Here is a 26,985-nt window from a genome sequence, read left to right on the forward strand (position 1 = left end):
CGGATCAGGCGAGCCGGCGCGGCACCCAGGTGAAGGCCGCGGCCGGAACCGGCAGGCCCGCGCTGCGCATCTGCTGCGCGCGGGTCACCACGGCGGCCCCCTCCAGCAGGTTGCGGGCGATCTGCTCGACCGTGCGTTTGTCCGCCGCCTCCAGGAAGCTGCCCTTCACCCAGTCGTTGAAGGCGCCCATCGCCGGGCCGCACCAGACCTGAAAGTCATGGCGCCGGGTGGCATCGTCCAGCATCGGCCAGCGGGCGGCGTTGAACAGGTACCAGCGGAAGACCAGCGCCATGCGGTGGCGGGGATCGGCCTCGGCGCGCGCCAGCTCCGCCGGGTCGCGGACGGCGAAATGCTCTCGGGTCTGGCGCCAGATCTCCTCCAGCGGTGCCTGGAAAATGTCCTTCTCCAAGGTCGCGCGCTCTGCCGCGGAAAGGTCGTCCAGGCCGGAATGGCGGCAGTACAGATCGTACAGGCGCTGGGCGCGGAAGGGGAACATGGTGCCCCGCTTCATCACCTGGACCTTCACGCCCATCTCGAACATGTCGGCGGCGGGCGCCATCGTCACGTCGGTGCTGGACAGGTCGGCCAGCATGCGGCGGACCGACCGCGGCTGCCCCGCCTCCGCCGCCGACTGGTTCACCGAACCGATGACGACATAGGCCGCTCCCATGGCGAAGGCACCGGCCAGCGCTGCGGGGGTGCCCAGTCCACCGGCGGCGCCGACGCGGATGTTGCGGCCATAGCCATGGGCAGCGACCATCTCGTCGCGCAGGCGCTGGATGATCGGGAACAGGACGGTAAGCGGGCGATTGTCGGTGTGGCCGCCGGAATCCGCCTCCACCGTGATGTCCTCGGCCACCGGAATGGCGGCGGCAAGTTCGGCTTCCTCGGCGGTGAGGATGCCCTGCGCCACCAGATCGGCCAGCATGCGCCGCGGGGCCGGCGCCATGAACTGGCGGGCGACCTCGGCGCGCGAGACCTTGGCGAAGATGTGGGTCAGCCGGCGAACCGCGCCGGTGGCCGGATCGCGGCTCAACCCCTTGGCGGCCAGTTCCACCACCGACGGGGTCAGCGCCATGAAGGCGGAGGCCGAGACGCGCCGCACCCCCTGCTGCTGGAACAGGCGGCAGATCGCGGTTTCCAGGGCCGGATCGTTGGGGCTGTGGATCAGGTTGGCGCCCCAGCCCGACGCCTGCGGCCCAAGCGCCGCACGGATTTCGGCAATGCCCTCCTGCACCCGCTGCGGCGGCAGGCCGGCGCTGCCATAGAAGCCGAGCAGACCGGCGCGGGCGGCGGCGACCGCCATGGCCGGCGTGGCGATGCCCCGCGCCATCTCCCCCGCCACATAGGCGAAGCGGCAGCCGTGGGCTTCCTGGAAACCGCGATCGCCCAGCCATTCCGGATAAAGCGGCGGCAAGGTGGCGACAGGCTCAAGCCCCTCCGCGATGAAATCCGGCGGCCGTGTCGAAGCCCCAAGACGGCCTTCCCGGTTCCTGACGATGTAAAGCGGCTCCCGGCATTTCTGGGCCATTTCCAGAATCAGGGACGGATCGCACCCTGCCGTCGCCGATGCAAGCGGCGGCACCGCCGTCTCCCGGTAATTCATGTCCACATCGACACCCGACTATTGCCTTCACCCATCCCCCAGGGCGGGAGATCCGAACATCAGCCTTCCGAGCCGTCGTCCCCACACCCGGCACGGCATCAGGGAGCCCTAATCAAAGAACTCCCCATCAGAAGTTTTATTACTTACCACTCTTGAGGTGTGGCAAGCATGAATTGGGTTTCATGAAGGATAAAGTTTATTTCACTCTCGAAATATCTTTACCCGCCTTAAACGATTCCGGCGAAGCGTTGCTGCGGCCAGCAGGCGGACAAAGCTTGGCGCGTATTTGGAAAGCCGCTCCGCACAGGCTTGGATTGCGGAACACCACAACCATATGGCTGGGCATGGAGCCGACACCCCGACCCGCGCCGGACCGGCGCACCATCCTCGCCGCCGCGGCTGCCGCCTCCGTCGGCTTTCTGCTGCCACGCCCCGTCCACGCCGCGGCTTCCGCGATGCCGGCCGCCGGCAAGTCGCTGAATCAGGCACTGCTGACCCGCGCGCTCGACCGTGCCTCGGGCCTGGAACAGCTCCACGCGCTGGTGATCGGACGGCACGGCACCGTGGTTGCCGCGGAGGCTTTCCGGGGACCGCCGGTCGGGCGCGCGGTGAATGTCAAATCGGTGTCCAAGACCATCGTGGCCTCGCTGGCCGGCATCGCGCTCGACCGTGGGCTGCTGGGCGGTGTCGATGCGACGCTGCGCGAGGTGGCGCCGGGGCTGATCCCCAAGGGTGCGGATCCGCGGGTGGGCGGGATCACCATCGCGCAGCTTCTCACCATGCAGGCCGGACTCGAGCCGACCTCCGGGCCGGGTTACGGCCGCTGGATCGAAAGCCGCAACTGGGTCGCCGACGCGCTCGGCCGCCCCTTCGTCGCCGAGCCGGGCGAGCGGATGATCTATTCCACCGGCAGCTATCATGTTCTGGGCGCGGTGCTGGCGCGCGTCTCCGGACGCAGCCTGCTGGCCCTGGCGCGGGAATGGTTGGGCCGGCCGCTCGGCATCGAGCTGGCGGGCTGGACGCGCGATCCGCAGGGCCTCTATCTGGGCGGCAACAACATGGCCCTGTCGCCGCTGGACCTGCTCCGCTTCGGCGAAATGTGGAGCCGCGGCGGGGTCTGGGACGGGCGCCCGGTGGTCAGCGCGGCCTGGGCGCAGGAATCCTGGGTACCGCGCACCCGGTCGCCCTATTCCGGCGACGACTACGGCTATGGCTGGTTCCTGGCGGAATCGAACGGCCACCGCATCGCCTATGCCCGCGGCTATGGCGGGCAAATGCTGTATCTGGTGCCGTCGCTCGGGCTGACCGTCGTCGTCACCTCCGATCCCGGCCGACCGGCCCGCTCCGACGGCTATGTCGGCGAGTTGGACGCCCTGCTGACCGGCCACATCATGCCGGCGGCGGAGCAGGCCTGACCGGCGCCGCCTGCCCACTGGAAGAAGGAATGGCGACTTGGGGACCGACGATCCGAACGACCTCCGGCGCTTTTTGAGCGCGCAGGAGCCTGTCTTCGCGACTGCGCTCGACGAGTTGCGGAGCGGACGAAAGCGCAGCCACTGGATGTGGTTCGTCTTCCCGCAGCAGCGCGGGCTCGGCCGCTCCCCCACCGCCGTGTTCTACGGCATTGCCTCCCTCGACGAGGCGAAGGCCTATCTGGCCCATCCCACGCTCGGGCCCCGGCTGGAACAGGCGACGCGCGCGGTGCAGGGGGTACAGGGGCGGACGCTGCACGAGATCTTCGGCTCGCCCGACGACATGAAGTTCCGCTCCTCCATGACGCTCTTCGCGCTCGCCACCGGGCAGGCGGAGTCGCCGTACCACGAGGCGCTGGCCCGCTGGTGCGACGGCCGGATGGACGATGCGACCGTGAGGCTGGCGGGGGCGCCGCCCCCTCCCCCACGCGAATGAGCGAAGGGACGGCGCCCAAGCGTCAAGCCGCCTGCCGTCAGGCGCCTTCCGTCAGGCCGCCTGATTCATCCGCTGGACGCGCTGCGGGTCGAGCTTCAGCCGGGACGCCAGATATTGCAGGTAGGAGCGTTCCGCCTCCGACTGCTCGTTCACGGCCATCCGCGAGGCCAGATAGACCTGCTCCGCCGTCTGCTGATCCTTCACCGACTGGAGCAGCGAGTCCAGCGGCTGCGGCCGGTCGAGCTCCTGTTCGACGATGCGCCGTTCCTCCGCCCCGGCACCGGCCTCGTCCAGGGTATCCAGGATGTGCCGGCGCTCGTCCGGCGTGATCTCCCCATCGGCATTGGCCGCGGCGATCATCGCGCGGATCAGCAGCAGCGCCTGCTGGTCCTCCATGGCGACGGCCGGATAGGCGCCGTCGTCACGGTCTTCCGCCTGCGGCGTGCTGCGGGACTGGAAGACCTGGGACAGACGGTCGGACAGAGTTCCACCCCCTTGGCCACTCCCCTGACTGCCCGCCTGACTGCTTCCGGAAGAACCCGTGGAACCGGCTGCACCGCCGCCGAACAGGCTGCCCAGGATGCCGCCGGCATCGCCCCACGGGCTGCCTCCCGGCCGGCCGGCGGGTTGAGTGCCCTGGCCCGCGGCCCCCTGGTTGCGCTGGCGTTCCTGGTAGGCCTTGAAGGCGAGGTAGCCCAGCGCCCCCAGCCCGGCGACCGAGCCGGCGCCCATGCCGCGGTTGCCGGACGCGGCGCCGAGGGCGCCACCCGGCGCACCGGTCCCGAAGCCGCTGTTGCCGAGAACGGATCCCATGGCGTTCATGCCGCCATGGCTGCGCCCTCCCATCCCGCTCGCCAGCATGGTGCCGAGGATACGTTGAAGATCGGCCATGTCGCTCTCCCACTGGAATTCCGTCGATGGTCCGTCAACAGCGCAGGCGGCATTCCGTTCGGGCGGCGGGGCGCAGTCGGAGTTTTGAAAATTCCACACTCCGAACTTTTCCCTACCGAATGCGGCATATCGGGGGACCGGATGCGACCATGGCTGTTACCCAGTCCGACCACAGGGAGACAGACATGGCCGAAGCCAACATCAACGATCGGGCGAGCATCGAACGCCTCTACGACCGAACCACCTTCGAGCAGGACGCGGCGTCGAACGCGCGCAGCAAGGCGACGGTCGTTCATGGCCTGAAGATCCTCTCCGCCCCCGACGCCGACGGGCGGGTCGAGATCTCCCGCGCCTCCCATCATGTGGCGGAAGGTAATCCGGAGGGAGACACCATCTTCGTTCCCGCCTTCCGGCTTCACGATTCCACCGCAGCCGACGGCGACACCTATGCCGGTTCCGTCGAGCCCGTGGCGGAGGCACCGGGCGGGGCCGCCGACGAATACCGGAGCTTCATCGACGATGTCCTGGACGCCGCGAAGCAGGGACACTTCAAGCCGGACATCGGCCTCGGCGAGGAGCGGCTGAAGGGCTTCCACGGCGGGTGACCGGCCATCCGGGCGGCGGGGGCTAATCGCGCCCCCAAATCCCGCGCTCGCCCAGATCCTCGCCGCGCTGGCGCTCCAACGCCTGGGAATAGCGGCGTAGCGCGAAGGACTCCGTCACATAGCCGATGATGCGCCGGTCGGTGGGGGAGGACAGGACCGGCAGCGCCTCCACCTCCGCCGTGCCGAAGCGGTTCAGCACGGTGCGGGCATCGTCGCCGGGCATCAGAACGGCGTCCGCCTTGCTGGCGAGCGTGCCGACGCGGGTTTCGGTGGCCTCCGTATCCTGATCGGGGTCGTGGACCTGCGACATGTCGATCAGTCCGGCATATCTGCCCGATTCATCGACCGCGAACACCGTCTTGGTGGAGCCCAGCGGATAGAGCCGGCGCAGCGCCTCCACCGTCAGGGTGGCGGGCACCGTCTTGGCATCGCGCCGCATCAGCCGGAAGGCCGTCAGTTCCGACAGCCAGCCGATGTCGTAGGCGCCGCGGATCGGCACACCGCGCAGATGGAAACGCCAGGTGGCGAAGGAATAGCCGAAGGCCTGCCGCACGACGGTGGTGGACAGCACCACGCCGATCAGCACGCCCGACGCCGCCCAGAGATCCTGCGTCGTCTCCAGAACCAGCAGCACCATGGTGACCGGCGCACCGACGACGCCGGCGGCGACCGACCCCATCCCGACCAGCAGCAGAAGCCCGCCGTCGATTCCCAATTCCGGCAGCAAGCTGGCCGTCGCGACGCTCAGCAGACCGCCGAACAGCCCGCCGATGAACAGGGAGGCGCTGAACAGGCCACCGCGGAAACCCGATCCCAGCGACACGGCCGAGGCCAGGATCTTCGCCACCAGCGTCAGGGCCAGCGCCAGCGCGCCGCCCGCCAGTTCCGGCGGCACGGCGCCGGGGCCGCTGCCCATCACCGCCGGCACCGCCAGCGCCAGCCCGCCGACCATCAGCCCGCCCACCGCCGGGCGCATCCATCGCGGGACCGGCAGGCGCTTGAACCCGCGCTCCGCCACCGTCACCGCCTGCATGGCGAGGATGCTGAGCCAGCCGGCCAGGAAGCCGACGACGCCGCAGGCGGCATAGTCCCAGCCGGCGATCTCCACCGGCCGGCCGAGCGCCAGCGGTGCCTCGCCGCCGGTCAGCAGGGCCGATGCCGCCACCCCCAGCGCCGCCGCCGCACCCACCGGGGCCAGCGCCGCCAGCGTATAGCCGCCCAGCACCAGCTCGAAGGCATAGAAGGCGCCGGCCAGCGGCGCATGGTAGGCCGCGGCGATGGCCGCCGCCGCTCCACAGCCGACCATCATGCGCAGATCGGCCCGGCGCAGCCGCAGCCGCTGCCCGAGGGAGGAGGCGAGACCGGCGCCCGCCTGGGTATAGGCCGCCTCCATGCCCACCGACGCGCCCGACGCGTTGGACAGCGCGGTGGTCACCGTCAGGCGCAGGCTGTCGATCAGCGACATCTTCCCGCCATAGAGCGCGTTCGCCTCCACCGCGTCGACGATGTCGTTGGGCCGCCAGCGCCGGAACAGCATCGACAGGATGCCCAGCAGCAGCCCGCCCGCCACCGGCACGCCCAGCGTCCGCAGCAGGTCGGGCACGCCCTGCCCCAGCTTCTCCCCGTGCGGCAGGTCGAAGGCCAGCGCCTGGAGAAGCAGGACCGCCTCGTGCAGCGATCCGACCGCCAGCCCGACGGCGCCGCCGACCAGGCCGGCAAGCACCACCACGGCCAGAGCGCTGTCGCGCACGCTCCAGCGGTCGGACAGCGTGGTCGCGGCCGACGCGTCGAGCGCCGCATAAGGGTCGTTGCCGGCGCGGGCGTTTTCGCCCACGCCGTCGATGGAGGCGGAATTGTCCGGCATGATCACACGAGCGATGGAAACGATGCAGCTTGGATACGTTCAGCTATATCATCGGGTTCCCGTCGCGCCGGATATATGATTCGGGACGGTGGAATTCGCATGTCACATACCGCATCGTCGCCTTGAGGTCCGAATGCGGCCCGTCGCCTCGTGAAAACGGACTTGCCTCACCCCAGGATCAGGCCGAGACCCGCTGCCAGCCCAGGCGCTTGTAGCGGGCTTCCAGAATGGTCGGCGTCGCGCAGGCGTAGCCGAACCAGAGCCCCAGCAGCATCAGGGCTCCGCTGGGCCAAAGCAGCAGGGCGACGACGGTCAGAACCGCGTGGATCGCGCTGTGCATCCACTCGCCCTTGGCGGCGAAATAGAATGGACCGCCCAGGAACGCCTGGACACCGGACCTGTTGGACACCGCTTCCGTCTGACCGGTCGCGGGGTTCTGGAAGATCGTGGCCGATGACGGCTGTGCCATGTTCGTCTCCTTGGCTTGCCGGAACCCGTGGCTTGCCGGACCCAGTCTGGACGACGGCCGCCGCACCCGTCGCTTCCGCCAAGCCGCTTTCCCGCATGGTGGACAATCCGGCGGTGGGACGGCCGCCCGCAGGCTGTCACTCCGCGCCCGCGCCTTCGCCGTTTCCGGTTCCGCGCAGGACGTCGAGGAACCGCTCCAGCACCAGATTCGGCTGTGCGCCCTTCTTCGTCACCACCTGGAATTTCAGGGCATGATGATAGGTGTCGGGCATCAGCGCCCGCATCATCCCACGCTCGACCCATTGCCGCGCGTAGTGGATGGGCAGAAAACCGACATAGCATCCGGTGAGGATCAGGAAGGCCACCCCCTCGCGGTCGGTCGCCGTCGCGGTGTTGTTCAGCTCGTGGGGAAGCTGCGCCTGGGTCGGCGCCACGGCGTCGGCGGCCTCGACCGCCTCCCGCGTCACCTCGGCGTCGGCGCGGTCGAACAGCGGATGGCCGTCACCGCAGTAGAGCAGGGACTCTTCCTGGTAAAGCGGAAGACCGGCCAGCCCCGGCAAACCACGGCGGACCGGCACGACGCCGACATGCAGCTGCCCGTCCAGAACCCCCCGCTCGATCTCGTTGGGCGGGATCATGCGGATGTTGACGCGAACCTCCGGCGCCAGCTGTTTCAGGCTGCGCAGGGCGTGGGTCACCCGCATCTGCGGCATGGTGACGAGGTTGTCGGTGATGCCGATGTTCAATTCACCGCGCAGACGGCCATGGACGGTGGCGATCTCGCTGCGGAAGCTCTCGGTGCTGGCCAGCAGGCGCAAGCTCGCCTCATAGGCCAGATGCCCTTCGTCGGTCAGCCGGAAGCCCGCCCGCCCGCGCCGGCAGAGGGTAAGCCCGAGCCGCCGTTCAAGATCCGCCATGTGCTGGCTGATCGCCGCCCGGCTGATGTTCAACTCCACCTCGGCAGCGGAAAAGCCGCCGCACTCCACCACCGTCCGGAAGACACGCAGCAGCCGGATGTCGGCATCGCCGATGGGGGCCAGGGGCCGGGCGGGCTTGCTCATGCTGGCACCATGGAGAGTGGGGCAAGAAAGTTAAGCGTATGGTTATGTGAAGTTCTTATAGTTTGGATTTAATCGCAACCGGGAAGCGCGCACACTCGCCTCCGACAGCACATCCAACAAGATGCGGGAGAACAGCGGATGGCCCCCCTGGACAACGATCATGCCAGCGCCCTCGGCAAGGCTGCCGGACTGACGCGCGAGGAACTCGACGCCTATTGGATGCCCTTCAGCGGCAACCGTCAGTTCAAGAACAACCCGCGCATGATCGTAAAGGCGGAGGGGACCTGGTACTGGGACGCCGAAGGCCGCAAGATCTACGACAGCCTGTCCGGCCTGTGGTGCAGCGGCGCCGGCCATTGCCGCCGCGAGATTTCCGAAGCGGTGGCCCGCCAGATCGCGGAGCTTGATTACAGCCCGGCCTTCCAGCACGGCCACCCGGCCGCCTTCAAGCTGGCGCACAAGCTGGCATCGATGACCCCGGCCGGCCTCGACCATGTCTTCTTCGTCGGTTCGGGCTCGGAAGCCGCCGACACCTCGCTGAAGATGGCGCGGGCCTATTGGCGGATGAAGGGCCAGCCGGCCAAGACCAAGCTGATCGGCCGGTCCAAGGGCTATCACGGCGTCAATTTCGGCGGCACCAGCCTGGGCGGCATCGGCGGCAACCGCAAGCTGTTCGGCACCGGCGTCGATGCCGACCACCTGCCCCACACCCTGCTGCCGCAGAACCTGTTCGTGAAGGGCATGCCGGACGAAGGCGCCTTCCTGGCCGACGCGCTGGAGGAGCTGGTGGTGCTGCACGACGCCTCCAACATCGCCGCCGTGATCGTCGAACCGCTGGCCGGCTCGGCCGGCGTGCTGCCGCCGCCGAAGGGCTACCTGCAGCGGCTGCGCGAGATCTGCGACAAGCATTCCATCCTGCTGATCTTCGACGAGGTCATCACCGGCTTCGGCCGCATGGGCGCCCCCTTCGGCGCCGATGCCTTCGGCGTGGTCCCTGACATCATGAACGTCGCCAAGGGCCTGACCAACGGTGCGGTCCCGATGGGGGCCGTGGTGGCGAAGCGCGACATCTACCGGGCCTTCATGGACAATGGCGGGCCGGACTACATGGTGGAGTTCCCGCACGGCTACACCTATTCGGCCCATCCGGTCGCCTGCGCCGCCGGTCTTGCCGCGCTCGACATCTTCGAGCGGGAGAAGCTGTGGGAAAAGGCCGCGGCGCTGGCTCCGCATTTCGAAAACCTGATCCACGGGCTGAAGGGGCTGAAGAACGTCGCCGACATCCGCAACTATGGCCTGACCGGCGCCGTCACCATCGCCCCGCTTCCGGGCGAGCCGGCCCGCCGGCCCTACGAGATCGGCGAGAAGTGCTGGAAGGCCGGCTACTATGTGCGCTTCGGCGGCGACACGCTGCAATTCGGCCCGCATTTCTACAGCGAGCCCGCCGATCTCGACCGCCTGTTCGACGTCGTCGCCGACGCCATCCAGGCGACGGCGTAAGGGCGCCACGGACGAAGCCCCCTCCCTCCCACGGCTTCGCCGCGGGTCCCTCCCTCCCCCGCTTCGCGGGAGAGGGGGGATTCGCATAACGGCGGCAGTTCCCTCTCCCACCGCAGGTGGGGGAGGGTTAGGGAGGGGGCACTCGCACTCCACAATCTCCCCCAGGAAAGCCCGACCATGACCATCGTTGCCCACCTGATCGGCGGCAAGACTGATGCGCCCGCCGGCACCCGCACCGCCGACATCGTCAATCCCGCCACCGGCGACGTGGCGGGTCAGGTCGCCCTGGCGTCGCGTGCCACGGTGGAAGAGGCCATCGCCGCTGCCGAGGCCGCGTTTCCGGCTTGGCGCGCCACGCCGCCGGCCAAGCGCGCCCGCGTCATGTACCGCTTCAAGCAGCTGCTGGAGGAGAATGCCGACCGCATCTGCGCGCTGATCACGGCGGAGCACGGAAAGGTCCTGGACGATGCCTTCGGCGAGCTGACCCGCGGCATCGAAAATGTCGAGTATGCCTGCGGCGTGCCGGAGCTGCTGAAAGGCGAGTTTTCCAAGAATGTCGGGCCGGCCATCGACAGCTGGTCGGAATTCCAGCCGCTGGGCGTCGTCGCCGGCATCACCCCGTTCAATTTCCCGGCGATGGTTCCGCTGTGGATGTACCCCATCGCCATCGCCTGCGGGAACACCTTCGTCCTCAAGCCGTCGGAACGCGATCCCAGCTCCGCCCTCTACATTGCCCAACTGGCGCTGGAGGCCGGGCTGCCGCCGGGCGTGCTGAACGTCGTCAACGGCGACAAGGAGGCGGTGGACACGCTGCTGACCGATCCGCGGGTGCAGGGCGTCAGCTTCGTGGGATCCACCCCCATCGCCGAATACGTCTATTCGACGGCCAGCGCCCACGGCAAGCGGGTGCAGGCGCTGGGCGGGGCCAAGAACCACGCCATCGTCATGCCCGACGCCGACCTGGACAACGCCGTCAGCGCGCTGATGGGGGCGGCCTACGGCTCCTGCGGCGAGCGCTGCATGGCGATCTCCGTCGTGGTGGCGGTGGGCGACGAGGTGGCCGAGCGGCTGAAAGACAAGCTGTCGGCGGCGCTGCGCGACCTGAAGGTCGGCGCCGGCACCTCTGCCGGCTGCGAGATGGGACCGCTGGTCACCCGCGCCCATTACGAAAAGGTGAAGGCCTATGTCGACCAGGGCGTCGCCGAAGGGGCGGAGCTGGTGGTGGACGGCCGCGGGCTGGTCGTGCCGGGGCATGAGAACGGCAACTTCCTGGGCGGCTGCCTGTTCGACCGCGTCACCCCGGACATGACCATCTATCGGGAGGAGATTTTCGGCCCGGTCCTCTGCCTCGTCCGGGTCAAGTCGATGCAGGAGGGCATGGATCTGATCGATGCCCACGAGTACGGCAACGGCACCTGCCTGTTCACCCGCGACGGCGAGGCCGCCCGTTACTTCAGCGACATGATCAAGGTCGGCATGGTCGGCATCAACGTGCCGCTGCCGGTGCCGGTCGCCTATCACAGCTTCGGCGGCTGGAAACGGTCGCTGTTCGGCGATCTGTCGGCCTATGGTCCCGACGGCGTGCGCTTCTACACCCGCCGCAAGACCATCACCCAACGCTGGCCGACCGGCGGGGTCCGCGAAGGTGCCCAGTTCGCCTTCCCGTCGATGAAGTAAAGAAGCACTGGCTTTGGCGGCTCCGGCGCCCACAAACGCGCCGGAGTCTCCCGCCTTTCCCGCCGAACCTGTGCAGACACGAACTCCGTATCTGCGAAGGACGTCAGCACTCCGGCAGGTTGACCGCAAGCCCGCCCAGGCTGGTTTCCTTGAACTTGGTGCTCATTTCCTCGCCGGTCTGCCGCATCGCCTGGATGCAGTTGTCCAGCGGCATGAAGTGCTGGCCGTCGCCGCGCAGCGCCAGGGAGGCGGCGGCCACCGCCTTGGTCGCGCCGATGGCGTTGCGTTCGATGCACGGCACCTGAACAAGACCGGCGACCGGGTCGCAGGTCATGCCGAGGTGATGCTCCAGCGCGATTTCCGCCGCATTCTCCACCTGCTCCGGCGTTCCGCCGAGCACGGCGCACAGTCCGGCCGCGGCCATGGCGGCTGCGGATCCCACCTCGCCCTGGCAACCGGCCTCCGCGCCGGAAATCGACGCATTGTGCTTGATCAGGCCGCCGATGGCCGCGGCGGTCAGCAGGAAATCGCCGACCTTTGCCGGTTCGGCCCCCGCACAATGGTCCAGGTAATAGCGGAGCACCGCCGGCACGACGCCAGCCGCTCCGTTGGTGGGCGCGGTCACCACCTTGCCGCCGGCCGCATTCTCCTCGTTGACCGCCATCGCATAGACGCTGAGCCAATCGGAGGTGACATGCGGCTGGCTGGAATTCGCCCCGCGTTCGCGAAGAAGCTGCTGGTGAATGGCCTTGGCCCGCCGCTTCACCTTCAGGCTGCCCGGCAGCTGACCATCCAGGCTCAACCCGCGTTCGATGCAGCCGTTCATCACCGCCCAGATGTCGCCGAGCTTCTCCTCCACCTCGGCGGCGGAGCGGACGACGAGTTCGTTGGCGCGCTTCATCTCGGCGATGGACGCGCCGCTTTCCCGCGCCATCTGCAGCATTGCCGCCGCGTTGTGGAAGGGATAGGGCCAGCCGGCGGCCTCGTTCCCGGTCTCCACGGGCGGAGACTCCCGTTCCGCCGCCGTCACGACGAAGCCGCCGCCGATGGAATAGAAGATTTCCGAAAACACCACCTTGCCGGCCCTGTCCAATGCCTGGAAGATCAGTCCGTTGGCGTGGCCCGGCAGCGGCGGCCCGAAATCGAAGACCAGATCGGCTTCCGGATCGAAATCCAGCGCCGGCAGGCCGGCGGGATGCAGCCTCCGCGTCCGCCAAAGCTCGGCGATGCGCCCTTCGGCCTCGTCGACGTTGAGATTGTCCGGCCGGTAATCGAGAAGCCCGAGCACCACGGCCCGATCCGTCGCATGCCCCTTGCCGGTGAAGGCGAGCGAGCCGTGCAGCCGAACCTTGAGCGCCGCCGGGAACGCCGCGGACGCGGTTTCCGCCTGCGCCCGCAGCATGTCGAGGAACCGCACGGCAGCGGTCATCGGCCCCATCGTGTGCGACGAAGACGGGCCGATGCCGATCTTGAACACATCGAAAACGCTGAGAAACATCGGGCGCCTCGTCAGGATTCGTGAGTTTTTGAAAGCTGTTATCGGCCGTCATCCCCGCCTTCGCGCATAGGCGCTAACTTTGAGGACTTTGCCCGTTTCCCAAGGAGTAGGCACTTCTTTCAGCGTCATCCCCGCGAAGGCGGGGATCCAGGCTTGCCCATTGGTTCTGCTTGGAAAACCCTGGATCCCCGCTTTCGCGGGGATGACGGTCGATAAGGGATGGGCTTGGCTTCGACAGCAATTCGACCAGTGAGTTAGCGCCTATGCGCGAAGGCGGGGATCCAGGCGGCTCCGCGTCAAAGCTCTTGGAACGGTTGGATTCCCGCCTTCGCGGGAATGACGGCCGAGAGAAGTGCATGATCTCTCGGCGGAACCTGCAAAAACTCACAAATTCTCACCCATAGATCGGGAAGCGCTCGCACAATTCCCGAACCTCGCCATGCACGCGCTTCTCGACCTCGGCGTTGCCGTCGGGGCCGGCTACGGCGAGCGCATCGACGACCATCAGGATCAACTCGCCGATGCGGGCGAACTCGGCCTCGCCGAAACCGCGGGTGGTGCCCGCTGCGGTGCCGAGCCGCACGCCGGAGGTCACTGCCGGCTTTTCCGGGTCGAACGGAATCGCGTTCTTGTTGCAGGTCAGGCCGGCGCGCTCCAGCGCTCGTTCCGCATCACGGCCCTTGACACCCTTCGGCCGCAGATCGACCAGCACCATGTGGCAGTCGGTGCCGCCGGAGACGATGTCCAGCCCGCCCTTCACCAGCGTGTCGGACAACACTTTGGCGTTGGTCACAACCTGGGCGGCATAGGCCTTGAACTCCGGCGTCAGCGCCTCACCGAAGGCGACCGCCTTGGCGGCGATGACATGCATCAGCGGACCGCCCTGGTTGCCCGGGAACACCGCGGAGTTGAACTTCTTCGCCAGCGCCTCGTCATTGGTCAGGATCATGCCGCCGCGCGGACCGCGCAGGGTCTTGTGCGTGGTGGTGGTGACCACATGGGCATGCGGCAGCGGGTCCGGATAATGGCCGGTGGCGACCAGACCGGCGTAATGGGCCATGTCCACCATCAGATAGGCGCCGATCTCGTCGGCGATGCGGCGGAACTCGGCGAAGTCGATCACCCGCGGATAGGCCGACGCCCCGGCGACGATCAGCTTCGGCCTGGTCTCCAGCGCCTTGGCCCGCAGCGCCGCATAATCGATCCGCTGGTCGGTCTCGCTCACCTCATAGCTGACGATGTCGAACCACTTGCCCGACATCGTCACCGGCGAACCATGGGTCAGATGGCCGCCATGGGCCAGCGACATGCCCATCACCCGGTCGCCCGGCTGCAGCAGGGCCAGGAACACCGCCTGATTGGCCTGGGCACCCGAATGCGGCTGGACGTTGACGAAGCCGGCGCCGAACAGCTGCTTGGCGCGCTCGATGGCGATGGTCTCCACCTCGTCCACGAACTCGCACCCGCCGTAATAGCGGCGGCCCGGATAGCCTTCGGCATATTTGTTGGTGAGGATCGAGCCCTGGGCGGCCAGCACGTCCGCCGACACGATGTTTTCCGAGGCGATCAGCTCGATCTCGTACTTCTGGCGGTTCAGTTCGCGCCCGATGGCCGCGGCAATGGCGTCATCGGTGAGATCGGGCTTCGGCAGAGACTGATGACGGTTCATGTGCAGTCCTCTCTCAAATCAGATGCCGAGCGCGATTTCGCGGCTGACGGCTTGCAGCAGGCCCCAGACATGGTCGGCGAAGGAGCGCCAGACCTCGATCCGGAAGCGGTTCTTGTCCTCGCGGATCAGGACGATCTGCGCCTTGTCGAAGATGGTGCGGCAACCGGTGCCGACCGCCATCGCCTCGACGTCGAAGGCGATGGCCGAGCGCAGGGCGAGCGCCGCGGCCTCCCCCTCCACCAGGATGCCGACCTCGCGATGGCCGACATCGACCAGACTGTGCGGCTCCTGCAGGGCGGCGAAGGCGTCGGCGATGCCGTCGCTCTCGCCAACCGGCGCCAGCAGAACCCATTCGTCGGGTCCAAGCTGCAGAGCGGTCCGTCCACCGGCCTCCACCAACCCGCCGATGCGGGTGGGAAGCGGCGCGCCGAAGGCGGCCCCGGCCGCCTGGACGGCGGCGGGGTCGATGCGCAGGCTGAAGCGGGCGGTGTCCTCGGCGGCACGGATGCTCAGCCGGCTTGCGGTATCGCCGGGAATCGTCTTGCCCAGCAACGGGTGATTGGCCAGAAGCACGGTTAGGCCTCCTATGCGCTGAGACGCTTGTTCTCGGGGTCGACGAACACCATGCCGGCGATCGTCGCGGAATGGACCTTGTCCGGCATCGGAACATGCACGGTCTGGCCCTGCAGGGAGCGCCCGCCCTGGATCACCGCAAAGGCGATGGACCGCCCCAGCTCGGCACTCCAGTAGGACGAGGTCACATGGCCGACCATCTCCATCGGAACCGGCTGGTTGGGGTCGAGGACGATCTGCGCCCCTTCCTCCAGCACGGTCTTCGGATCAGCGGTCAGCAGGCCGACCAGTTGCTTGCGGTTCGGCGCCAGCATGTCCGGGCGCGACAGGGACCGCTTGCCGACGAAGTCCGGCTTGGTCTTGCCGACGGCCCAGGACAGGCCGGCATCGTCCGGCGTCAGGGTGCCGTCCGTGTCCTGGCCGACGATGATGTAGCCCTTCTCGGCGCGCAGGACATGCATCGTCTCGGTGCCGTAGGGGGTGATGCCGAAGCGCTGCCCGGCCTCGAACAGCTTCTCCCACACCGCGCGGCCGTAGCGGGCCGGCACATTGATCTCGAAGCCGAGTTCGCCGGTGAAGGAGACGCGGAACAGCCGGGTCGGCACGCCGAAGATCTTGCCGATGGCGACCGCCATGTGCGGGAAGGCGCCGTCCGACAGGTCGATGCCCTCGACGAAGGGCTCGATCAGCTTGCGGGCGTTCGGACCTTGCAGCGCGATCACCGACCATTGCTCGGTGGTCGAGGTCAGCCAGACCTTCAGGTCCGGCCATTCGGTCTGGAGGTAATCCTCCATCATGTTCAGGACGCGCGCCGCGCCGCCGGTGGTGGTGGTGACGTGGAAGCGGTCATTGGCCAGACGCCCGATCACGCCGTCGTCGCGGATGAAGCCGTCCTCGCCCAGCAGCAGGCCGTAGCGGCAGCGTCCGGGCGCCAGCTTGGTCCAGGCGTTGGTGTACATGCGGTTCATGAACTCGGCGGCGTCGGGGCCGACGACCTCGATCTTGCCGAGGGTGGAGGCGTCGAACATGCCCACCGAGGTCCGCACCGCCTTGCATTCGCGCGCCACCGCCGTGTGCATGTCCTCGCCGACCTGCGGGAAGTACCAGGCGCGCCGCCACAGCGACACCGGTTCGAACACCGCGCCGTTTTCCTCGGCCCAGCCGTCGATCGGCGTCTTGCGCGTCACGTCGAACAGCTCGCCCTTGTTGTAGCCGGCGAAGGTGCCGAAGGTGGTCGGCGTGTAGGGCGGGCGGAAGGTGGTGAGGCCCACCGCCGGGACCGGCCGCTTCAGCGCATCCGACGCGACGGCCAGACCGTTGATGTTGGACGTCTTGCCCTGGTCCGTCGCCATGCCGTTGGTGGTGTAGCGCTTGATGTGCTCGATGGACTTGAAGCCTTCGCGCACCGCCAGCCGGATGTCCTTGGCCATCACGTCGTTCTGGAAATCGACGAAGGCCTTGGCATGGCCCGGATCGCGGTCGGTCGGCAGCTCGCGGCCGGTCACGCCGGTGAAGGACAGCTCGCCCTCCACATGGTAGGCGGCCGGTTCCGCGCCGAACCCGGCATCCGCCGCAGCGGCGGCACCGGCAGCGGCACCGTCCTCGAAGGCGGTCTTCAGCCCGAAGCGGCCCTTGCCGGCACCGGCCAGACGGCATTCCTCCTTGCCGCGGCCGGGCAGGAACATATGGCCGTCCTCGTTCCAGGTCAGCGAACCCTGGGTGTGCGAGAACAGATGGACGCTGGGGGTCCAGCCGCCCGACATCAGCAGCGCGTCGCAGGCGATGGTCTCGGCACCGCCGACCTTGCCGCCGCCGGTCACCGGATTGACCCGCACCGACGAGACCCGCAGGCGGCCCTTGGTATCGGTGACGGTCCAGCCGATCAGCGTCCTGATGCGCAGTGCATCGGCCGCCGCCGCCAGCTGGGTCGGCACGGTGCCGCGGACATCGACGATGGCCGCGACCTCGACCCCCGCCTTGGCGAGATCGAAGGCGGCATGCCAAGCGCTGTCATGGGTGGTGACGACGACCACCCGGTTGCCGACCTTGACGCCGTAGCGGTTCAGGTAGGTGCGGGCGGCACCGGCCAGCATCACGCCCGGCCGGTCGTTGCCGGCGAACACCAGCGGCTTCTCGATGGCGCCCTGCGCCAGCACCACCTGCTTGGCCCGCACCTTCCACATCCGCTCGCGCGGCGCGCCTTCCGGCACGATGGCGAGATGGTCGGTCAGACGCTGGCAGAGGCCGACAAAATTCTGGTGGTAGTAGCCGATGGCCGTCGTACGCGGCAGCACCGTGACGTTCGGCATCCCCGCCAGCGCCGCGGCGGTGTCCTCCAGCCAATCCCAGGCCAGCTGGCCGTTGATCTCGGCGGACGGCTCGGACAGCAGCGAACCGCCGATTTCCGACTGCTCGTCGCACAGGATGACCGACGCGCCGCTGCGCCCGGCTTCCAGCGCGGCAGCGAGACCGGCCGCACCGCCACCGACGACCAGCACATCGCAATGGGCGAAGCGGCTGGCGTAGATGTCGGGATCGGGGGCGGTCGGTGCCTTGCCCAGGCCGGCGGCGTTGCGGATGACCGGCTCGTAGACCTTGTCCCAGAAGCTCTTCGGCCACATGAAGGTCTTGTAGTAGAAACCGGCCGAGAACAGCATGTAGAGCGCGTCGTTCACCGCGCCGATGTCGCGGCTCAGCGACGGCCAGCGGTTCTGGCTCTCGGTTTTCAGACCTTCGAAGACCTCCAGCACCGTCGCCCGCGTGTTCGGCTCGAACCGCCCGTTGCCGCGGTCGGTGCCGACCAGCGCGTTCGGCTCCTCCGACCCGGCGGACAGGAAGCCGCGCGGCCGGTGATACTTGAAGGACCGCCCGACGAGGTGGACACCGTTCGCCAGGAGTGCGGATGCCAGGGTGTCGCCCTCGAAGCCGGTGTAGTCCACGCCGTCGAACGTGAAGCGGACCGACCGGCTGCGGTTGACCCTGCCCTTGCCGGCAATGCGGAAGTTGCTCATGGACGTGCATCCTTGGAGCTGGAAGCGGCCCCGGTGGAGGCCCCGGTGGCGGTGGCGCTGGTGCCGGCGGCGGCAAGCGCGATCTCCTCGTCGCTCGGACGCGGGGCCCCGGACTTGTAGGTCATCGCGAATTTGTCGGTCACGGTGTCACGCACCGCGTTGAAGAAGCGGCCGCAACCGTGCATGTGGCGCCAGCGTTCGAAATGCCGGCCGCGCGGGTTGGTGCGGATGAAGAGGAAGTCGCGCCATTCGTCGTCGGACAGGGCGGAGGGATCGACCGGTCGCGCGATGTGCGCCTCGCCGGCATAGGTGAACTCCACCTCGGGGCGCTCTGCTTCGCAATAAGGGCAGCGGATCAGCAGCATGGTCGTTTCCTCAATGCGCGACGGCGGCGGCGGCGGCCTCGTCGATCAGCCGGCCGGTCTTGAAGCGCTCCAGCGTGAAGGGCGCGTTGATCGGGTGCGGCTCGTCGCGGGCGATGGTGTGGGCGAAGACGTTGGCCGACCCCGGCGTCGCCTTGAAGCCGCCGGTTCCCCAGCCGCAATTGACGTACAGCCCCGGCACCGGCGTCTTGCCGATGATCGGCGAGCGGTCGGGCGTGACGTCGACGATGCCGCCCCATTTGCGCAGCATGCGCATGCGGTTGAAGATCGGGAACACCTCGCAGATCGCGGCGACGGTATGCTCGATCAGCGGCAGGCCGCCGCGCTGGCTGTAGGAGGTGTACTGGTCGGTGCCCGACCCGATGACCAGCTCGCCCTTGTCGGACTGGCTGATATAGGCGTGCACCGTGTTGGACATCACCACGCAGGGGAAGGCCGGCTTGATCGGTTCCGACACCAGCGCCTGCAGCGGATAGCTTTCCAGCGGCAGCCGGACGCCGGCGGTGTCCATCACCACCGAGGTGTTGCCGGCGGCCGAAACCGCGACCTTTTTCGCCTTGATGAAGCCGCGCGCCGTCTCCACACCCGTGACGCGCCCGGAGGCGTCGCGGCGGATCGCGGTCACCGGGCAGTTCTGGATGATGTCGACGCCGCGCGCCGAGGCGGCCCGCGCATAGCCCCAGGCCACCGCATCGTGGCGGGCGGTGCCGCCGCGCCGCTGCAGCGCGGCCCCCATCACCGGATAGCGGGCGTTGGCGGCGATGTTCAGCGGCGGGCAGTATTCCTTGGCCTGTTCCGGCGTCAGCCACTCGTTGTCGATGCCGTTCAGGCGGTTGGAATGGATGTGGCGCTTGAAGCTCTGGATGTCATGGACCGTGTGCGCCAGCATCATCACGCCGCGCTGCGAGAACATGACGTTGTAATTCAGCTCATGGCTCAGCCCTTCCCACAGCTTCACCGCATGCTCGTACAGACGGGCACTTTCGTCGTAGAGATAGTTGGAGCGGATGATGGTGGTGTTGCGGCCGGTGTTGCCGCCGCCGAGCCATCCCTTTTCCACCACCGCGACATTGGTGATGCCGTGTTCCTTGGCGAGATAATAGGCCGCACCCAGACCATGCCCGCCCGCGCCGACGATCACGACGTCATATTCGGATTTCGGTTCGGCATCGGGCCATTGAGGCTGCCAGTTCTTGTTGCCGGTCAGCGCGTTGGTCAACAGCGAGGTAAGTGAGAAGCGGGTCATGGCAGCACCGCGAAGTTCAATGTGCTGACAGTATCGTGACGCGCCCCTTTGTTGGACAGAATGAATGCGTCAGTTTAATGTCACGGGTGCGACGATGCATCCGCCGGAGATCACATGACGAACAACATCGCGGCAGGCAACGCCAGGGCGAACGCCGCCAGGGGCGGCCGTTTCCCGGATCGTCCTGCGGCCCCGCGCCTGTCCGTCGGCTTCATCCTCGCCCATCGCTTCACCCTGTGCGCCTTCGCGAATTTCGTCGACGTGCTGCGGCTTGCCGCCGACGAGGGCGACCGCAGCCGGCCGATCCTGTGCGACTGGGCGGTTCTGTCGGACCAGATGCGGCCGGTGGCGTCGAGTTGCGGCATGCTGGTCCAGCCGACCGAGCGGCTGGGCGACCCCTTGAAGTTCGACTACATCGTCGTGATCGGCGGGCTGATCGACGAGATCTCCAACCTCAGCCCCGAATACACCCGCTATCTGCGTCAGGCGGCGGCAGCGAAGATCCCGCTGGTGGGGGTTTGTACCGGCGCGTTCATCCTGCAGCGTGCGGGGCTGATGGACGGATACCGCTGCTGCATCAGCTGGTTCCACCATGCCGATTTCCTGGAGCAGTTCGACGGCATCACGCCCGTGTCCGACCAGATCTTCATCGTCGACCGCGACCGGCTGACCTGCTCGGGCGGGACCAGTTCGGCCCATCTCGCGGCCTATCTCGTCGAAAAGCATGTCGGCCGCGCCCAGGCCCGCAAGAGCCTGCACATCATGATCATCGACGATGCGCTGCGCGGGGAGAAGCCGCAGCCCGGCATCCCGCTCGATTTCTCCACCAACGACGAGGTGGTGCGGAAGGCGCTGCTGCTGATGCAGCAGAACATCGACGTGCCCTTGTCGGTGGCGGAGATGGCGCGCCGGCTTGGGGCCGCCCGGCGCCAGATGGAGCGGCATTTCCAGAACGCGCTGGGCATGACGCCGACCGAGGCCTACCGCATCATGCGCCTGGAACATGCGGAATTCCTGCTGCGCAACACCGAACAGTCGGTGACGGAGATCGCCGCCGCCGTCGGCTTCTGCGATTCGTCGCACTTCGTCCGCGCCTTCAAGGAACGCCGCGGCATGACCCCGTCCGTCTTCCGCATGGGCTGAGGCCTGGGTGGCGCTGTTTCATTCAACGCCGGTGACGTACCCGTACAATCGACGGCTGGATCCTTCCGCCATGCTGCGGTCGACGAAACGGTAAGGACTGCGGAGCCCGGCGCAAGGCCGCCGCCCGCAACGCCCGTGAGCGCAGAGCCTCCACCGTGACAGCGACCCGCCCTTCGGCAATCCGCCTTCCATGGCTTGCCGGACAGACAAGGATGGCGAACATGCTCGACGACAACGACACCATGCAGATGCACTGGCGTGAAGCCGGCATTCCCGAGGAACTGTGCCGGGAACTCGCCCTCGCGTCGACCCCGATGCGGTTGCACGCCCATCCGCCGGTGCGCACCGTCGCCGATGCCGAAGAGCACTGGCGCAGCGTTCCCGGCGTGCATACCAAGAACCTGCTGCTGAAGGATGCCAAGGGCGTTCTGTGGCTGGTCGTGCTGCCGCACGACCGGTCGGTGAACATGAAGGAACTGGCCCCGGTCATCGGTTCGGCCAAGCTGTCCTTCGCCTCGCCGGTCACGCTGGAGCAGGTGCTGTCCATCGAGCCGGGCGGGGTGAGCCCGCTGGCCCTGGTGGCGGACAAGGAGCGCCGCGTCCGTCTGGTGCTGGAGCGCCGCGTTCTCGCCGGCGAGGTCGTCAATTTCCACCCGATGACGAACCGCGCGACGCTGTCGATGCATCCCGATGAACTGTCGGCGTTCCTGCGCCGGCTCGGGTACGAGCCGACAATCGTCGATCTCGCCTGACCTCATCCCCGGCCATTTCCTGCGGCGCGAGACCTGCGATGCGTTCCAATCGAAACCACTTCTACATGAACGTCAGCTGCCTGAGCCGGCCGGGGATCATCTCCGCCATTTCGACCCACCTGTCGGACCGCAACTGCGACATCATCGAAAGCGCGCAGTTCGTCGATCACGACGGCGAGCATTTCTTCCTGCGGATGGCCTTCAATGCTCCGGAAACGATCCGAAGCGACGCCGTTCTTCTGGAGGACCTGCAGCCCGTCGCGACGCGTTTCGGGATGACCCTGACGGTGCGGGATGCCCGGCGGCTGCCGAAAATTCTCATCATGGTGTCGAAGTTCGGCCATTGCCTGAACGACCTGCTCTACCGCCACAGCATCGGGGCGCTGCCCGTCGACATCGTCGGCGTCGTCTCCAACCATGACGACTTCAAGTCGCTGGTCGAGTCGCACGGCATTCGCTTCCACCATCTTCCGGTCTCTTCCGGCACCAAGCTGGAGCAGGAAAACCGGCTGATGGAGATCGTGGAGACGAATGACGTCGAGCTCGTCGTGCTCGCCCGCTACATGCAGGTGCTCTCGCAGGATCTGTGCACGCGGATGGCCGGTCGGATCATCAACATCCATCACAGCTTCCTGCCCAGTTTCAAGGGCGCCAAGCCCTATCATCAGGCCTACAAGCGCGGCGTGAAGCTGATCGGCGCCACGGCCCACTACGTCACCGACGATCTGGACGAAGGGCCGATCATCGAGCAGGAGGTGGCCCGCGTCGATCATTCCATGTCGCCCGACGATCTGGTCGCCATCGGCCGCGATGTCGAAAGCGTCGTCCTGGCCCGCGCCATCCGCCTGCACATCGAGGCACGCGTCATGCTGCACAACCATCGGGCGATTGTGTTGCGGTAACCCGGCGGCCGGTTTGCAGCGTCGCACCGCCGGCCGGCGGCCAGTCGGCCGGGTCTCATCCGAAGGAGTCCAGGGATCATGCAACTCATTGACGAAAAAGCCACGCAGGCGATTCGGCGGGCCTTCGCAGCGGGCGGTCTTGCCGCGGCGGTGCAGGAATTGCGCCGGCATGTCGTGATCGAGGATGAGCGTATGGCGCTCGCCACCGTCGAAGCGTTCCTGGCCAGCGACCGCAACGGCGCTGCCAACACGCAGAACCGCTGAAGGGGCGAACGCCGGTCGCATGATCGGCAGAGCGGCCTGTTGCGGGCGCCATGATGTCGCACGCCCCGAGCCACCGCATGTCGATATGGACGCCGGCACCGCCCGGCCTTCAAATAGCCAGCTTCTGCCCGGCCAGGAACCTCACCCCTCCACGCGGGCGTCTGCCCTCCTCCTTCGGATCACGCGATGTCCCTCATCCAACCCATCGTGCCGTTGCTGGTCGCAGTGTTTCTGACGATGGGGGGGATGGGAGCGCTGACGACCATCGTCAGCGTCCGCCTGGATGCGGCGGGCGCCTCGCCCATCCTGCTCGGCGCCCTGACCGGCGCCTATTATCTCGGCGTCACCATCGGATCGACGCAGGCATACCGTCTCATCGGGCAGGTCGGCCATATCCGCGCCTTCAGCGCCTCCGCAACGGTTCTCGTCGCCGCAACCCTCGGGCACACTCTGGGGTCCGATGCCCCGGCCTGGATCGCACTCCGCCTCGTCGAGGGCTGCTGCATGGCCGGCCTGTTCGTCTGCATCGAAAGCTGGCTGAACCAAAGCGCCACCTCCGCCACGCGCGGGCAGATCCTGGCTCTCTACATGATCGCCCTCTATGGCGCACAAGGGGCGGGCCAATATCTGATCGTCGTCGAGGATCCCCACGGGTTCACACAGTTCGTCCTGGTGTCGATCCTGGTTTCCCTGGCCGTTCTGCCGGTTGCGCTGAGCCGCAAGGCCCCGCCGCTACTGCAGACGCTGGCGCCCATCCGCATCCTTCATCTTTACCGCTCCAGTCCGCTGGGCTTCGCCGGCACGGTGATCAGCGGATTGGTGGTCGGCGCCTTCTATGGGTTGGGTCCGGTCTATGTCCGGCATCTGGATTACGATCTCGGCCAGTCGGCGAGCTTCATCAGTGCCGCCATCATCGGCGGCATGATCCTTCAGTGGCCAATCGGGAAGCTGTCGGACCTTATCGACCGGCGGCTGGTCCTGGTCGGCCTGTTCGCCGCCCTGGTGATCGTCAGCATCGGCATGACCATACTTCCGCAGGGTGGGTTCGGTCTCCTGATCGCCGGGATCGCCCTGTTCGGCGGGATCATCTTCGCGATCTATCCGATCTGCGTCTCGCACACCAACGACTTCCTGACCCCGGCCGAGATGGTGCCGGCGAGCGGCGGCATGGTCCTGGGCTTCTCGATGGGCGCCATCGCCGGCCCCTTCCTGGCCTCTCTGGTGATGTCGAGGTTCGAGCAGGATGGGCTGTTCCTGTTCTCGGCGCTGGTGGCGGCGGTCGCCCTGTCGTTCGCGCTCTGGCGGATGACGGTCCGCCCCCCGGTCCCGTTCGACCAGCGCCTGCCCTTCCTCCCCCAGGCACCGATTCCGGGGCCGTTGGACGGCGTGGAGCCGGGTGGAGAGGAGTCTGGGGAGCGTCCGCAAACCGCTACCGCCGAAGGCCGTGCCTGCCCATAGAAGAAGAGCGTAAAGCCCGATGTTTCAAGCCTTACGCTCATTAGAAAATTACTCCTGCGTATCCAACATGAAGTGTCGAACCTTGTGCCGGTTTTCGATCAGTTCTTCGATGCTGGGTTCATCGCGCATGGCCCGGCCGATGGCGATCTTGGTGGCTTCGTAATTGGTGCGATAGAGATCGGCGCGATCGAGGTTCGGATCGGTGGGGCAGCGCGGGTCGATCCAGACCATCACCAGAATGCACAGGTCATTGACCCGATCGCGCGGCAGCACGCCGTCGATGACGCAGTCCAGCACCGCGTCGGCCGTGGCGGCCTGGACGATGCCGCCGAACAGATCGACATAGGCGCTGGACTTCATCGTCACCTTGGACACCATCATGGTGGCCGGGCGAACCATCTGGTTGCAATCCCGCACCGCAAACATGCGGGTATGACCGGCGGTCTGCCCCATCATGGTGGCAAAGGCATGGCCGGCCGGACCGTCGACCGTGCCGATCACGATCTCCGGCATGGCATCGGTGAACTGGCCTTCCTTGGCGAACACGGTGGCCTCGCCGACGCGAAACAGATGATTGCTCATGGGATCGTTGCTCTCTTTTTTACAAAGGGTGATAGTGCCGGTCATGCGGCACGGATGCCGTCCAGCAACCGTTCGATGCTGCGGCGCAGCAATTCGGTTTGGCCGGCCAGATCCGCCGCAGCGGTCAGTACGTGCCGTGTCGCGCTTTCGGTGTCGCGGGCACCGCTGGTGACATGCCGGGCGTTGCGGGCGACCACGCCCGCCCCGGATGCCGCCTGGTCGATGCTGGCGTGAATGGTGGCCGAGGCGGCGGCTTGCGCCTCCATCGACCGGGCGATGGCGAGCGAGATGGTGCTGATCTCCTCGATCACCGCGGTAATGCTCTGCAGGGCCAGGGCGGCGTTGCCGGTTGCGTCCTGCATCGCCTGGATTCTGAACGAGACGTCCTGCGTCGCCTTTGCGGTCTGGCTGGCCAGCTGGCGCACCTCCTGCGCCACCACCGCGAAGCCTTTGCCGGCCTCGCCCGCGCGCGCGGCTTCGATGGTTGCATTCAGGGCCAGCAGATTGGTCTGTCCGGTGATCTCATCGATGATGCGGACGACGTTGCCGATGTCCTGGGCCGACTCCCGCAGGCTGTGCACCGACTCGTCCGCCTTGCGGGCCTGCTCGACCGCCGACAAGGCGATGCGGGCGGAATCGTCGATGCGCAGGCGGATCTCGTCCAGCGACCGAAAGGTGTCGTCGGCCAATGCGGAGACGGACTGGACATTGCTTGCGATCTGCTCGGCGGCCACGACGGTCGATGACGCCTGCTCGTTGGTGCGGTCAATGATGCCAGTCAACTGGCGCGCAGTGCCGTCGAGCGCTCCAGCCGACGAATCCACCGTGTCCAGTCCCTCCATCGCCGTCCGTTCGAAATGGGAAATCAATTCCTCAAGGTGGGCCGCACGCAGGCGCTGGCGCCGACTGGCCGCAATGTCCTGGAAGGCCGCCCGGACATGCTCATTCGCAGGGGATTCGAGGATTTCATCAGGGGTGCCGATCTGCGTGATGCGCCCCGCTTCCATGAAGGCGATATGGTCCGCCAGCCGCACCGCTTCGTCCGGCTCCTGGGTGGAAAGCAGCACCGTCGCACGATGCGACCGCTGCCATTCGAGGAACTCGGCCTCCAGCTCCTGCCGCAGGACAGGATCGACTCCGGCAAAGGGCACATCCATCAGCAAGATCGACGGATCGCCGATCAGGGTCCGCGCCAGACCGATCCGCAGCCGAACCTCGAACGGAACCTCGTGCGGGAGTTGGGCGGCGACATGGGCCAGCCCGATGCGTGTCAGCACGGCAAGCGCCCGGTCCCGACGGTCGCGCCGGCGCAGCCCGGCAACCTCAAGTCCGAAGGCGACATTGTCCAGAAGACTGCGATTCGGCATCAACGCCGCGGTGCCGAACGTCATCGCCATGGTGTCGCGGCGGACAGCCACCAGATCGGCCGGCGTCATCGCCCCCATGTCGCGCCCGTTCAGGAACACGGTCCCGCCGGTGGGTTCGACCAGACGGTTCACCATGCGGATCAGGGTCGACTTGCCGGAATTGGACCGGCCCAGCAACGCCAGTATCTTGCCGGCCGACAGGTCGAAGGAGACGCCGGCCACGGCCACCGTCGCGCCGGTTTCCCGCCGGATGTCGGCGCGGTCCGCACCGGCCTGCAGCATGGCCAGAGCCTGTGCGGGATTGCCGCCATACAGCTTGCATAATCCCTCAGCCGACAAGATCACGCTGGCGGTCGACGCGATGTCCTGCATGTGTGCTGACGAATCCATCGGCGATCCCGATCATCGAGTGGCTAGGGAGTGGCTGGGAGTGGCTGAAGGCGGGAATGGCTGGAGACGGCCATCCCACACGCATACGCGTTCAGAACGGACCGCCTCCACGAACTGCACAGGAAAGGGTAAGCGGCCACCGCGCCGACGGTGGTGGCTCGCCCGCG

23 protein-coding genes are annotated in these 26,985 nt (G+C 67.3%); 10 read left to right on the forward strand and 13 right to left on the reverse strand.

Annotated elements, in window-relative coordinates:
* Positions 1-4 precede the first annotated feature (4 nt).
* Complete coding sequence (locus AZOLI_RS17510; protein WP_014188493.1) at positions 5-1,606, reverse strand: PfaD family polyunsaturated fatty acid/polyketide biosynthesis protein; 1,602 nt, start codon at positions 1,604-1,606, stop codon at positions 5-7.
* A gap of 344 nt (positions 1,607-1,950) precedes the next feature.
* Here AZOLI_RS17510 and AZOLI_RS17515 point away from each other — a divergent pair, with 344 nt between their 5' ends.
* Both AZOLI_RS17515 and AZOLI_RS17520 read left to right on the forward strand, forming a co-directional pair.
* Positions 1,951-3,021 (forward strand): serine hydrolase domain-containing protein, encoded by a 1,071-nt coding sequence (locus AZOLI_RS17515; RefSeq protein ID WP_014188494.1) that lies wholly within the window; start codon positions 1,951-1,953, stop codon positions 3,019-3,021.
* A 37-nt stretch (positions 3,022-3,058) separates the two neighbouring features.
* On the forward strand, positions 3,059-3,514 hold the full coding sequence (locus AZOLI_RS17520) for a DUF1810 domain-containing protein (RefSeq protein WP_014188495.1): 456 nt from the start codon (positions 3,059-3,061) through the stop codon (positions 3,512-3,514).
* Positions 3,515-3,565: 51 nt separating this feature from the next.
* Here the strand turns inward: AZOLI_RS17520 and AZOLI_RS17525 are convergent, their stop codons facing one another.
* The gene (locus AZOLI_RS17525) at positions 3,566-4,405 is read right to left on the reverse strand and encodes a tellurite resistance TerB family protein (protein WP_014188496.1); all 840 of its coding nucleotides are present in this window, start codon (positions 4,403-4,405) and stop codon (positions 3,566-3,568) included.
* Positions 4,406-4,590: 185 nt separating this feature from the next.
* On the opposite strand from AZOLI_RS17525, the gene AZOLI_RS17530 reads away from it, so the two are divergent.
* Complete coding sequence (locus AZOLI_RS17530; RefSeq protein ID WP_014188497.1) at positions 4,591-5,010, forward strand: hypothetical protein; 420 nt, start codon at positions 4,591-4,593, stop codon at positions 5,008-5,010.
* A gap of 22 nt (positions 5,011-5,032) precedes the next feature.
* Here the strand turns inward: AZOLI_RS17530 and AZOLI_RS17535 are convergent, their stop codons facing one another.
* The 3 genes from AZOLI_RS17535 to AZOLI_RS17545 form a co-directional block, all read right to left on the reverse strand.
* Positions 5,033-6,874, reverse strand: coding sequence for a chloride channel protein (locus tag AZOLI_RS17535; protein ID WP_014188498.1), 1,842 nt, complete (start codon positions 6,872-6,874; stop codon positions 5,033-5,035).
* Positions 6,875-7,052: 178 nt separating this feature from the next.
* Complete coding sequence (locus AZOLI_RS17540) at positions 7,053-7,343, reverse strand: hypothetical protein (RefSeq protein ID WP_014188499.1); 291 nt, start codon at positions 7,341-7,343, stop codon at positions 7,053-7,055.
* A 136-nt stretch (positions 7,344-7,479) separates the two neighbouring features.
* On the reverse strand, positions 7,480-8,403 hold the full coding sequence (locus AZOLI_RS17545; RefSeq protein ID WP_014188500.1) for a LysR family transcriptional regulator: 924 nt from the start codon (positions 8,401-8,403) through the stop codon (positions 7,480-7,482).
* A gap of 138 nt (positions 8,404-8,541) precedes the next feature.
* On the opposite strand from AZOLI_RS17545, the gene AZOLI_RS17550 reads away from it, so the two are divergent.
* Together AZOLI_RS17550 and AZOLI_RS17555 are read left to right on the forward strand one after the other, a co-directional pair.
* The gene (locus AZOLI_RS17550; protein WP_014188501.1) at positions 8,542-9,903 is read left to right on the forward strand and encodes an aspartate aminotransferase family protein; all 1,362 of its coding nucleotides are present in this window, start codon (positions 8,542-8,544) and stop codon (positions 9,901-9,903) included.
* A gap of 177 nt (positions 9,904-10,080) precedes the next feature.
* Positions 10,081-11,580 carry a CoA-acylating methylmalonate-semialdehyde dehydrogenase gene (locus AZOLI_RS17555; RefSeq protein ID WP_014188502.1) on the forward strand — a complete coding sequence of 500 codons (1,500 nt, stop codon included), beginning with the start codon at positions 10,081-10,083 and terminating at the stop codon, positions 11,578-11,580.
* A 103-nt stretch (positions 11,581-11,683) separates the two neighbouring features.
* Here the strand turns inward: AZOLI_RS17555 and AZOLI_RS17560 are convergent, their stop codons facing one another.
* From AZOLI_RS17560 to AZOLI_RS17585, 6 genes are all read right to left on the reverse strand, one after another.
* Positions 11,684-13,078, reverse strand: a complete 1,395-nt coding sequence (locus AZOLI_RS17560) for an L-serine ammonia-lyase (protein WP_014188503.1) — start codon at positions 13,076-13,078, stop codon at positions 11,684-11,686.
* 394 nt (positions 13,079-13,472) lie between these two features.
* Entirely contained in the window at positions 13,473-14,747 is a 1,275-nt protein-coding gene (gene glyA, locus AZOLI_RS17565; protein ID WP_014188504.1) for a serine hydroxymethyltransferase, read from the reverse strand.
* An 18-nt stretch (positions 14,748-14,765) separates the two neighbouring features.
* A complete protein-coding gene (locus AZOLI_RS17570) occupies positions 14,766-15,320 on the reverse strand; it encodes a sarcosine oxidase subunit gamma family protein (RefSeq protein WP_014188505.1) in 555 nt (184 codons plus the stop codon).
* An 11-nt stretch (positions 15,321-15,331) separates the two neighbouring features.
* A complete protein-coding gene (locus AZOLI_RS17575; protein WP_014188506.1) occupies positions 15,332-18,331 on the reverse strand; it encodes a sarcosine oxidase subunit alpha in 3,000 nt (999 codons plus the stop codon).
* Complete coding sequence (locus tag AZOLI_RS17580) at positions 18,328-18,696, reverse strand: sarcosine oxidase subunit delta (protein ID WP_014188507.1); 369 nt, start codon at positions 18,694-18,696, stop codon at positions 18,328-18,330. Before AZOLI_RS17580 ends, AZOLI_RS17575 begins: the two co-directional genes overlap by 4 nt.
* A gap of 10 nt (positions 18,697-18,706) precedes the next feature.
* Positions 18,707-19,960, reverse strand: a complete 1,254-nt coding sequence (locus AZOLI_RS17585) for a sarcosine oxidase subunit beta family protein (protein ID WP_014188508.1) — start codon at positions 19,958-19,960, stop codon at positions 18,707-18,709.
* 114 nt (positions 19,961-20,074) lie between these two features.
* Between AZOLI_RS17585 and AZOLI_RS17590 the strand changes: the two genes are divergently transcribed.
* The 5 genes from AZOLI_RS17590 (at position 20,075) to AZOLI_RS17610 (ending at position 24,479) form a co-directional block, all read left to right on the forward strand.
* Positions 20,075-21,103 carry a GlxA family transcriptional regulator gene (locus AZOLI_RS17590; RefSeq protein WP_014188509.1) on the forward strand — a complete coding sequence of 343 codons (1,029 nt, stop codon included), beginning with the start codon at positions 20,075-20,077 and terminating at the stop codon, positions 21,101-21,103.
* Positions 21,104-21,324: 221 nt separating this feature from the next.
* Positions 21,325-21,855 carry a YbaK/EbsC family protein gene (locus AZOLI_RS17595; protein ID WP_014188510.1) on the forward strand — a complete coding sequence of 177 codons (531 nt, stop codon included), beginning with the start codon at positions 21,325-21,327 and terminating at the stop codon, positions 21,853-21,855.
* A 38-nt stretch (positions 21,856-21,893) separates the two neighbouring features.
* On the forward strand, positions 21,894-22,757 hold the full coding sequence (gene purU, locus AZOLI_RS17600; RefSeq protein WP_044551596.1) for a formyltetrahydrofolate deformylase: 864 nt from the start codon (positions 21,894-21,896) through the stop codon (positions 22,755-22,757).
* 78 nt (positions 22,758-22,835) lie between these two features.
* On the forward strand, positions 22,836-23,021 hold the full coding sequence (locus AZOLI_RS17605; RefSeq protein ID WP_014188512.1) for a hypothetical protein: 186 nt from the start codon (positions 22,836-22,838) through the stop codon (positions 23,019-23,021).
* Between the two features lie 186 nt (positions 23,022-23,207).
* A complete protein-coding gene (locus AZOLI_RS17610) occupies positions 23,208-24,479 on the forward strand; it encodes an MFS transporter (protein WP_014188513.1) in 1,272 nt (423 codons plus the stop codon).
* Positions 24,480-24,527: 48 nt separating this feature from the next.
* On the opposite strand, the gene fae is transcribed toward AZOLI_RS17610, so the two are convergent.
* Together fae and AZOLI_RS30440 are read right to left on the reverse strand one after the other, a co-directional pair.
* Positions 24,528-25,061 (reverse strand): formaldehyde-activating enzyme, encoded by a 534-nt coding sequence (gene fae, locus AZOLI_RS17615; protein ID WP_014188514.1) that lies wholly within the window; start codon positions 25,059-25,061, stop codon positions 24,528-24,530.
* Between the two features lie 41 nt (positions 25,062-25,102).
* Positions 25,103-26,818 (reverse strand): methyl-accepting chemotaxis protein, encoded by a 1,716-nt coding sequence (locus AZOLI_RS30440; protein ID WP_162488256.1) that lies wholly within the window; start codon positions 26,816-26,818, stop codon positions 25,103-25,105.
* Positions 26,819-26,985: the final 167 nt, after the last annotated feature.

Origin of the sequence: Azospirillum lipoferum 4B (assembly GCF_000283655.1) — a bacterium.
Taxonomy (GTDB): domain Bacteria; phylum Pseudomonadota; class Alphaproteobacteria; order Azospirillales; family Azospirillaceae; genus Azospirillum; species Azospirillum lipoferum_C.

Excerpts from the sequence above, each read along its gene's own strand:
- AZOLI_RS17510 (WP_014188493.1), bottom strand. The coding sequence starts at position 1,606 with ATGAATTACCGGGAGACGGCGGTGCCGCCGCTTGCATCGGCGACGGCA.
- AZOLI_RS17535 (WP_014188498.1), bottom strand. The coding sequence starts at position 6,874 with ATGCCGGACAATTCCGCCTCCATCGACGGCGTGGGCGAAAACGCCCGC.
- AZOLI_RS17575 (WP_014188506.1), bottom strand. The coding sequence starts at position 18,331 with ATGAGCAACTTCCGCATTGCCGGCAAGGGCAGGGTCAACCGCAGCCGG.
- AZOLI_RS17595 (WP_014188510.1), top strand. The coding sequence starts at position 21,325 with ATGCTCGACGACAACGACACCATGCAGATGCACTGGCGTGAAGCCGGC.
- AZOLI_RS17525 (WP_014188496.1), bottom strand. The coding sequence starts at position 4,405 with ATGGCCGATCTTCAACGTATCCTCGGCACCATGCTGGCGAGCGGGATG.
- glyA (WP_014188504.1), bottom strand. The coding sequence starts at position 14,747 with ATGAACCGTCATCAGTCTCTGCCGAAGCCCGATCTCACCGATGACGCC.
- AZOLI_RS30440 (WP_162488256.1), bottom strand. The coding sequence starts at position 26,818 with ATGGATTCGTCAGCACACATGCAGGACATCGCGTCGACCGCCAGCGTG.
- AZOLI_RS17560 (WP_014188503.1), bottom strand. The coding sequence starts at position 13,078 with ATGTTTCTCAGCGTTTTCGATGTGTTCAAGATCGGCATCGGCCCGTCT.
- AZOLI_RS17590 (WP_014188509.1), top strand. The coding sequence starts at position 20,075 with ATGACGAACAACATCGCGGCAGGCAACGCCAGGGCGAACGCCGCCAGG.
- AZOLI_RS17540 (WP_014188499.1), bottom strand. The coding sequence starts at position 7,343 with ATGGCACAGCCGTCATCGGCCACGATCTTCCAGAACCCCGCGACCGGT.
- AZOLI_RS17585 (WP_014188508.1), bottom strand. The coding sequence starts at position 19,960 with ATGACCCGCTTCTCACTTACCTCGCTGTTGACCAACGCGCTGACCGGC.
- AZOLI_RS17555 (WP_014188502.1), top strand. The coding sequence starts at position 10,081 with ATGACCATCGTTGCCCACCTGATCGGCGGCAAGACTGATGCGCCCGCC.
- purU (WP_044551596.1), top strand. The coding sequence starts at position 21,894 with ATGCGTTCCAATCGAAACCACTTCTACATGAACGTCAGCTGCCTGAGC.
- AZOLI_RS17550 (WP_014188501.1), top strand. The coding sequence starts at position 8,542 with ATGGCCCCCCTGGACAACGATCATGCCAGCGCCCTCGGCAAGGCTGCC.
- AZOLI_RS17515 (WP_014188494.1), top strand. The coding sequence starts at position 1,951 with ATGGAGCCGACACCCCGACCCGCGCCGGACCGGCGCACCATCCTCGCC.
- AZOLI_RS17545 (WP_014188500.1), bottom strand. The coding sequence starts at position 8,403 with ATGAGCAAGCCCGCCCGGCCCCTGGCCCCCATCGGCGATGCCGACATC.
- AZOLI_RS17610 (WP_014188513.1), top strand. The coding sequence starts at position 23,208 with ATGTCCCTCATCCAACCCATCGTGCCGTTGCTGGTCGCAGTGTTTCTG.
- AZOLI_RS17530 (WP_014188497.1), top strand. The coding sequence starts at position 4,591 with ATGGCCGAAGCCAACATCAACGATCGGGCGAGCATCGAACGCCTCTAC.
- fae (WP_014188514.1), bottom strand. The coding sequence starts at position 25,061 with ATGAGCAATCATCTGTTTCGCGTCGGCGAGGCCACCGTGTTCGCCAAG.
- AZOLI_RS17605 (WP_014188512.1), top strand. The coding sequence starts at position 22,836 with ATGCAACTCATTGACGAAAAAGCCACGCAGGCGATTCGGCGGGCCTTC.
- AZOLI_RS17580 (WP_014188507.1), bottom strand. The coding sequence starts at position 18,696 with ATGCTGCTGATCCGCTGCCCTTATTGCGAAGCAGAGCGCCCCGAGGTG.